This is a genomic window from Nocardioides sp. zg-DK7169 (genome assembly GCF_013155365.1).
Classification (GTDB): domain Bacteria; phylum Actinomycetota; class Actinomycetes; order Propionibacteriales; family Nocardioidaceae; genus Nocardioides.
Genome location: NZ_JABJRA010000007.1, coordinates 248,859 through 256,217, shown reverse-complemented (window position 1 = coordinate 256,217; position 7,359 = coordinate 248,859). Strand labels below are relative to the sequence as shown.

The following is a 7,359-nucleotide window of genomic DNA, read 5'->3' as shown; positions in this document are numbered from 1 at the left end:
GTCCCGATGCGTTGGCGTCCGGTCCGGTGTGGGCTGGACGCCCGACGCCCCGTCCCGGCCGGCTCGACCGACGGGCCGCCCGACCCTGAAGCAGTGCTCAGCAGGCCCCCAGAGCGAGGAGAGGAGCTCTCGTGCCCGACACACCCGGCAAGCACAAGATCACCTTCGAGCCCGTCGACATCGAGATGGAGGTCGGCGAGGACGAGAAGATCCTCGACGCCGCGTTCCGCCAGGGCATCCACCTGATGCACGGCTGCCGCGAGGGCCAGTGCTCGGCGTGCAAGTCCTACATCCTGGACGGCGAGATCCAGATGGAGCGCTACTCCACCTTCGCCTGCAACGACGCCGAGGTCGACGAGGGCTACGTCCTGCTGTGCCGGGCCCACGCCTTCAGCGACTGCACGATCGAGCTGCTCAACTTCGACGAGGACGAGCTCCTCGGCGGGGTGCCGATCCAGCAGGTGCGGACCCGGGTCAGCGCCATCGAGCCGGTCACCCGCGACATCGTGTCGCTGCGGCTCACGGCGGTCGAGCCCACGACGTACGACTTCAAGCCGGGGCAGTACGCCGACCTGAGCATCCCCGGCACCGAGGAGCACCGCTCGTTCTCGATGGCGACGACCCAGTCGACGCCGGGGGAGGTGGAGTTCCTCATCAAGAAGTACCCCGGCGGCCGGTTCTCCGCGCTGCTCGAGAACGGGCTGGCGGTCGGCGACCCGCTGGACCTCACCGGCCCGTACGGCTCCTTCACCCTCAAGGACGGCCACGCGCTCCCGGTCGTCTGCATCGGCGGCGGCGCCGGCATGGCCCCGATCCTCTCGCTCCTGCGTCACCTCCACGAGACCGGCAGCACCCGCCCGGTGCGCTTCTACTACGGGGCCCGCACGGCGGACGACGTCTTCTACGTCGACCTGATCGCCACCCTCGGGGAGAAGCTGCGCGACTTCGAGTTCGTGGTCTGCCTCTCCGAGTCGATGCCGCAGGACCCGTCGGCGTACGCGTTCGTGGCGGAGCCCGGCAACGTCACCGACGTCGTCGCGCGGCGCGAGGAGGCCCTGGCCAGGACCGAGGTCTACCTGTGCGGCCCGCCGCCGATGGTCGACGCGGCGATGACCTTCCTCGAGGTCCAGGGCGTGCCCGCGGACCAGGTCTTCCACGACTCCTTCACCAGCCCCACGACGGCGGACTGAGCGTCCGGCGCCCCCACCTCGCCATCCATCCCAGCCAGGCAACGGAGACAGACATGGCCGACATCAGCGACCAGAAGGAACGCAGCTTCCCCCGGATCGAGTTCACCGACTCCGAGGCCGGCGCCCTGACCTTCCCCAGCTCGAAGAGCCGGGTCTACAACTACTACAAGCCCGCGAAGCTGCGCGCGACGATGTACGAGGACGTCACCGTCGACGTGCAGCCCGACCCCGAGCGGCACCTGTCCCAGGGCTGGATCTACGGCTTCGCCGACGGCCCCGGCGGCTACCCGAAGGAGTGGACCGAGGCGAGGTCCTCGAACTGGCACGCCTTCCTCGACCCCAACGAGGAGTGGGAGCAGTCGATCTACCGCAACAACTCCGCGGTGGTCCACCAGGTCGAGCTGTGCCTGAGGAACGCCAAGCGGGCCCGGGCCTACGACGCCTGGAGCCCCTCGTGGCTGAAGTTCATCGAGCGCAACGTCGGCGCCTGGATGCACGCCGAGAACGGCCTCGCGCTGCACGTGTTCACCGCCGTGCAGCGCTCCGGCCCGACGAACATGATCAACACCGCGGTGGCGGTCAACGCGGCGCACAAGATGCGCTTCGCCCAGGACCTGGCGCTGTTCAACCTCGACCTCTCCGAGGCCGAGCGGCCCTTCGACGGCCAGGCGCACCGCGAGGTGTGGCACAGCGCCCCGGAGTGGCAGCCGACCCGCGAGGTCGTCGAGCAGCTGACGGCGGTGGGGGACTGGTGCGAGCTGCTGTTCGCCACGAACATCGTCTTCGAGCAGCTCGTCGGCTCCCTGTTCCGCACCGAGCTGGTGATGCAGGTCGCCGCCCGCAACGGCGACTACATCACCCCGACGATCGTCGGCACCGGCGAGCACGACTACGACCGCGACCTGGGCTACACCCGGGCGCTGTACCGGATGCTCACCCAGGACGAGACGTACGGCGCCGCCAACAAGGAGCTCTTCGGCACCTGGCTGGACACCTGGGTGCCGCGCTGCCTGGACGCCGCACGGGCGCTCCAGCCGATCTGGTCCCAGCCGGCGGAGAAGCCGGTCACCTTCGCGACCAGCCTCGCCAACGCCACCTCGAAGTTCGCCTCGCTGCTCGAGGACCTCGAGCTCGACATCCCGAAGGAGCTGGACCAGTGAGCATGCAATTCGGATCCGCCACGGAGTTCTCCAACAAGTGCGGCGTCACCTTGATGAACACCCCGACCGGCCGCGTGGTCGCCGAGGTGATGGGCGCCAAGGACGGCGTCGAGCTCACCGAGTACCCCTCGATGATCCGCGTCGACGGGGTGCGACTCCTGGAGTTCGACTACGGCGAGCTGACCGACGCGCTCGGCAGCGAGTTCGACGGCGCGGTGTTCGAGGAGATCAGCTCCACCCACTACGGCCGGATGGTCCACCTCGACGACAAGACGATGCTCTTCGCCAGTCCCGAGGACGCCGCGGAGTACATCGGCTTCGACCTCACCGCCAGCAGCTGAGCGCTGCCCCCCACGTCCCGCCCGGGGCCCCGGTCTGTGACCCCGGGCGGGACTCCACAGACCACCGCAGACCACCGCAGACGAGGAGCGCAGCCATGTACAGCAAGGACGGCCAGGACTACTACATCGTCGACGAGCACATCCACCTGTGGGACGCACGCGAATCGAACCAGAAGAACGTGCACGGCAAGCAGTTCATCGACTGCTTCTACGACTACCACCGCAACCTCAGCCCGGAGGAGGAGGTGTGGGACTACGACACCTACACCTACTACGGCGCCGAGCGGCTGATGAAGGACATCTTCGAGGACGGCTACGCCGACCACGCGATCTTCCAGGCCACGCTCCTGGGGGACTTCTACGTCAACAACTTCGGACAGACCGAGGACGCCTTCGCCCTCGCCCAGAAGCACCCCGACCTCCTCACCTACAACCACGCCTACGACCCCCGCAACGAGGAGGCCGGCCTGGAGCAGCTGCGCCGTGACGCCGACCGGATGCAGCTGAAGGGGGTCAAGCTCTACACCGCGGAGTGGCACGGCGACTCGCGTGGCTACAAGCTCGACGACCCGTGGTCGCGCCGCTACCTCGAGGAGTGCATCAAGCTCGGGATCACCAACATCCACGTCCACAAGGGCCCGACGATCCGGCCGCTGGACCGCGATGCCTTCGACGTCGCCGACGTCGACAAGGTCGCCACCGACTACCTGGACCTGAAGTTCATCGTCGAGCACGTCGGCCTGCCCCGCCTCGAGGACTTCTGCTGGATCGCCACCCAGGAGTCCAACGTGATCGGCGGGCTCGCGGTCGCGATCCCGTTCATCCACACCCGGCCGCGCTACTTCGCCCAGATCATCGGCGAGCTCCTGTACTGGCTCGGCGAGGACAAGATCGTGTTCGCGAGCGACTACGCGCTGTGGACCCCGAAGTGGCTCATCGAGCGGTTCGTGGACTTCCAGATCCCCGAGGACATGACCGAGTACGCCCCGATCACGGTCGAGCAGAAGAAGAAGATCCTCGGCCTCAACGCGGCGGCCCTCTACGACCTCGACGTCCCCGAGCACCTGCGGCTGCCGACCTCCGCCGACGACCCGGAGGCCGAGGTGGCACCGGGTGCGCAGGAGGCCGTGTCGTCATGACACGGGCCGCGCTCTCGGTCGACGGCGCCGTCGAGGCGGCGGTCCTGGAGGCCCTCGGCACGGTGGTGGACCCCGAGCTGGACGAGCCGATCACCGACCTCGGCTTCGTGCGCTCGATCGCCATCGACGACGTCGGGGTGCGGGTCCACCTGCGGCTGCCGACGTCCTTCTGCTCGCCGAACTTCGCCTACCTGATGGCCTCCGACGCCGTGGACGCCCTCCGGGGCGTCCCCGGCATCGGGGAGGTGCGGGTGCTCCTCGACGACCACCACGACTCCGACAAGATCAACGCCGGCCTGGAGGCCGAGGCCGGCTACCGCGGCACCTTCGGGGTCGAGGCCGAGGACAGCCTCGACGAGCTGCGGCTCACCTTCCGGCGCAAGGCGCACACGGCCGCCATGGAGCGGTGCGTCGAGGAGCGGCTGAGGAACACCGGCATGGCGGTCACCGACGTCTACCGGCTGCGGCTGCGCAACCTGCCCGAGGGCGAGCGCACGTCGGCGCTGCTGCGCCGGCGCGCCGCGCTCGGCCTCGGCACCGGCCCGGACGAGCAGGTCTTCGTCGACGACCAGGGCCGCCCGGTTCCCCCGGACGACATCCCGCTGCGGCTGCGCTTCGCGACCTCGGTGCGGATCTCGATCGAGGGCAACTCCCACTTCTGCCGCGGGCTGCTCGCCACGCGGTACGCCGACGGCCCCGACGGGGCCGACCTGGCGACCCGGATCACGAACACGAGGAGGACGTCATGAAGGCAGTGCAGGTGGTCGGCTACCACACCAAGCTCCAGCTGGCCGACGTGCCGGAGCCGCAGGTGAGCGGCCCGCACGACGTGGTGGTGCGCATCGGGGGCGCCGGCGTGTGCCGCACGGACCTGCACATCCTGGAGGGCCAGTGGGAGGCCAAGAGCGGGGTCGACCTGCCCTACACGATCGGCCACGAGAACGCCGGCTGGGTGCACGCCGTCGGCGACGCGGTCACCAACGTCGCCGTCGGCGACAAGGTGATCGTGCACCCGCTCATCACCTGCGGGCTGTGCCGCGCGTGCCGCTTCGGCGACGACGTGCACTGCGAGAACAGCCAGTTCCCCGGCATCGACACCGACGGGGGCTACGCGGAGCTGCTGCGCACCAGCGCGCGCAGCGTGGTGCGCCTCGACGACTCCCTGGAGCCCGCGGACGTCGCCGCGCTCGCGGACGCGGGCCTCACGGCGTACCACGCGGTGGCGAAGGCGGCGCGGGCGCTGCGCCCCGGCGACGTCTGCGTGATGATCGGCGCCGGCGGGCTGGGGCACATCGGCATCCAGGTGCTCAAGGCGATCTCGGCGGCGCGGCTGGTGGTCGTCGACCGCAACCAGGAGGCGCTGGACCTGGCCCGCGAGATCGGGGCCGACGTCACGTTCCTCGCCGACGGCAGCCACGTCGACCGGGTGCTGGAGCTGACCGGCGGCGCCGGCGCCGAGGCGGTGATCGACTTCGTCGGCGAGGGCGGCGCGACCTCCGAGGGGGTGGCGATGCTGCGCCGGGCCGGCAACTACTACGTGGTCGGCTACGGCGAGAACATCGACGTGCCGACCATCGACGTGATCTCGACCGAGATCAACTTCATCGGCAACCTGGTCGGCTCCTACACCGACCTGCAGGAGCTGATGACCCTCGCCGCCCAGGGCGCGGTCACCCTGCACACCACCAAGTACCCCCTCGAGGACTTCCAGCGAGCGCTGGACGACCTCGACGCGGGGGCGGTCCGGGGCCGGGCGATCCTCGTCCCCTGACCGCAGCGCCCGCACCGCTCGACCCGTACGACGTACGGCACGGACGACAGAAGGACCACAGCTCGGATCCACCCACAGACCAACGATGCACGTGAAGGGTTGCTCGACATGGCCAAGGAACTGCAGTTCAACGACAACGCGAGACGCCTCCTCGAGTCCGGCGTCAACGCGCTCGCCGACGCGGTGAAGGTGACGCTGGGCCCCAAGGGGCGCAACGCCGTCCTGGAGAAGCTCACCGGACCGCCGACGATCACCAACGACGGCGTCACCATCGCCCGGGAGATCCAGCTCAGGGAGCCGTTCGCCAACATGGGCGCCCAGCTGGTCAAGGAGGTCGCGATGAAGACCAACGGTGTCGTCGGCGACGGCACCACGACGGCGACGGTGCTCGCCCAGGCCATGGTGCGCGAGGGGATGCGGGCCGTCGAGGCCGGCGCCAACCCGATGCGCGTACGCCGCGGGATCGAGCGCACCGTGCCGATCCTGGTCGAGACCCTGGCCGGGCTGGCGACGGAGGTCTCCCAGCGCGACGACCTGGAGCGGATCGCGACCCTGGCCGCGAGCGACGACGAGTCGATCGGCGAGGTGGTCGCGGAGGCGGTGGACCGGGTCGGGCGCACCGGCGTGGTGACCACCGAGGAGTCCGACACCCTCGGGCTGTCGGTGGAGGTGGTCGACGGGATCGAGTTCGACCACGGGTTCATCTCCGGCTACATGGTCACCGACCCGGTGCGGATGGAGGCCGTCTACGACAACCCGGTCATCCTGCTGACCAACAAGAAGATCTCCCAGGTGCAGGACATCATGCCGACGCTGGAGGCGGCCAAGCGTGCCGACCGGCCGCTCGTGGTGCTCGCCGAGGACGTCGACGGTCCCGCCCTGCAGCTGCTGGTGGGCGGCAACATGCACCACACGATGCAGTCGGTGGTGGTCCGCGCGCCGGGCTTCGGGCACCGGCGCATCGCCGAGCTCGAGGACCTCGCGATCGCGCTGGGCGGACGGGTGGTCGCCACGGACACCGCGCTGGAGCTCGCGGAGGTCTCGGCCGAGCACCTCGGCTCCTGCGACCGGATCTCGATCACCGAGCACGCCACGACCATCGTCGGCGGGCACGGCGAGAAGGCGCTGCTCGACGCCCGCATCGCCCAGCTGGAGGGCCAGCTCCTGCGGGCCCGCATCGACGCCGACCAGGACAGCCTCCAGCTCCGGCTGGCCCGGCTCGCCGGCACGGTCGCGGTGATCAAGGTGGGCGGCGCGACCAGCGTGGAGCTGAAGGAGCGGATGCTGCGCGTCGAGGACGCGCTGGCCGCCACCCGCGCGGCGCTGGAGGAGGGCGTGGTGCCCGGCGGTGGCGCGGCGCTGGTCCACGCCCAGGACGCGGTGTCGCGCGTCGAGCTCACCGGCGACGAGGCGGTCGGGCGCGAGATCGTGCGCCGGGCGCTCGCCGAGCCGTTGCGCTGGATCGCGATCAACGCCGGCTACGACGGCGAGGAGGTCGTGGACCGGGTCGCGCAGATGCCGTTCGGGCAGGGCTTCAACGCCCTCACCGGCGAGTACGGCGACCTGGTCGCCGACGGCGTCATCGACCCGCTCAAGGTGACCCGGGCCGCGCTGGAGAGCGCCGCCTCGATCGCCGCGCTCCTGATCACCACGGAGACGGCCGTGGTGGAGGAGGTCCTGGTCAATCCCGGCGCGATCATGGCGCCGGGCTTCGGCGACCTGGCCGAGGGCATGGTGCGGCCCTCGAACATCTACTAG

Annotated in this window: 7 protein-coding genes; all 7 read left to right on the top strand. The window is 70.0% G+C overall.

Going from position 1 to position 7,359, the window contains the following annotated elements; all coding sequences use genetic code 11:
- Nucleotides 1–131 precede the first annotated feature (131 nt).
- The 7 genes from HOQ23_RS13555 (at nucleotide 132) to groL (ending at nucleotide 7,359) form a co-directional block, all read left to right on the top strand.
- Complete coding sequence (locus HOQ23_RS13555) at nucleotides 132–1,190, top strand: FAD-binding oxidoreductase (protein ID WP_216654202.1); 1,059 nt, start codon at nucleotides 132–134, stop codon at nucleotides 1,188–1,190.
- 53 nt (nucleotides 1,191–1,243) lie between these two features.
- Nucleotides 1,244–2,350, top strand: a complete 1,107-nt coding sequence (locus tag HOQ23_RS13550) for an aromatic/alkene monooxygenase hydroxylase subunit beta (protein WP_172215122.1) — start codon at nucleotides 1,244–1,246, stop codon at nucleotides 2,348–2,350.
- Nucleotides 2,351–2,352: 2 nt separating this feature from the next.
- Entirely contained in the window at nucleotides 2,353–2,691 is a 339-nt protein-coding gene (gene mimD, locus HOQ23_RS13545) for a propane 2-monooxygenase effector subunit MimD (protein ID WP_216654201.1), read from the top strand.
- A 95-nt stretch (nucleotides 2,692–2,786) separates the two neighbouring features.
- Nucleotides 2,787–3,830 (top strand): amidohydrolase family protein, encoded by a 1,044-nt coding sequence (locus HOQ23_RS13540; RefSeq protein WP_172215120.1) that lies wholly within the window; start codon nucleotides 2,787–2,789, stop codon nucleotides 3,828–3,830.
- The gene (locus tag HOQ23_RS13535) at nucleotides 3,827–4,579 is read left to right on the top strand and encodes an iron-sulfur cluster assembly protein (protein ID WP_172215119.1); all 753 of its coding nucleotides are present in this window, start codon (nucleotides 3,827–3,829) and stop codon (nucleotides 4,577–4,579) included. Before HOQ23_RS13540 ends, HOQ23_RS13535 begins: the two co-directional genes overlap by 4 nt.
- Nucleotides 4,576–5,601: an NAD(P)-dependent alcohol dehydrogenase gene (locus HOQ23_RS13530; RefSeq protein WP_172215118.1), complete on the top strand. Its 1,026-nt coding sequence runs from the start codon at nucleotides 4,576–4,578 to the stop codon at nucleotides 5,599–5,601. Before HOQ23_RS13535 ends, HOQ23_RS13530 begins: the two co-directional genes overlap by 4 nt.
- 108 nt (nucleotides 5,602–5,709) lie before the next feature.
- Nucleotides 5,710–7,359, top strand: coding sequence for a chaperonin GroEL (groL, locus tag HOQ23_RS13525; protein ID WP_172215117.1), 1,650 nt, complete (start codon nucleotides 5,710–5,712; stop codon nucleotides 7,357–7,359).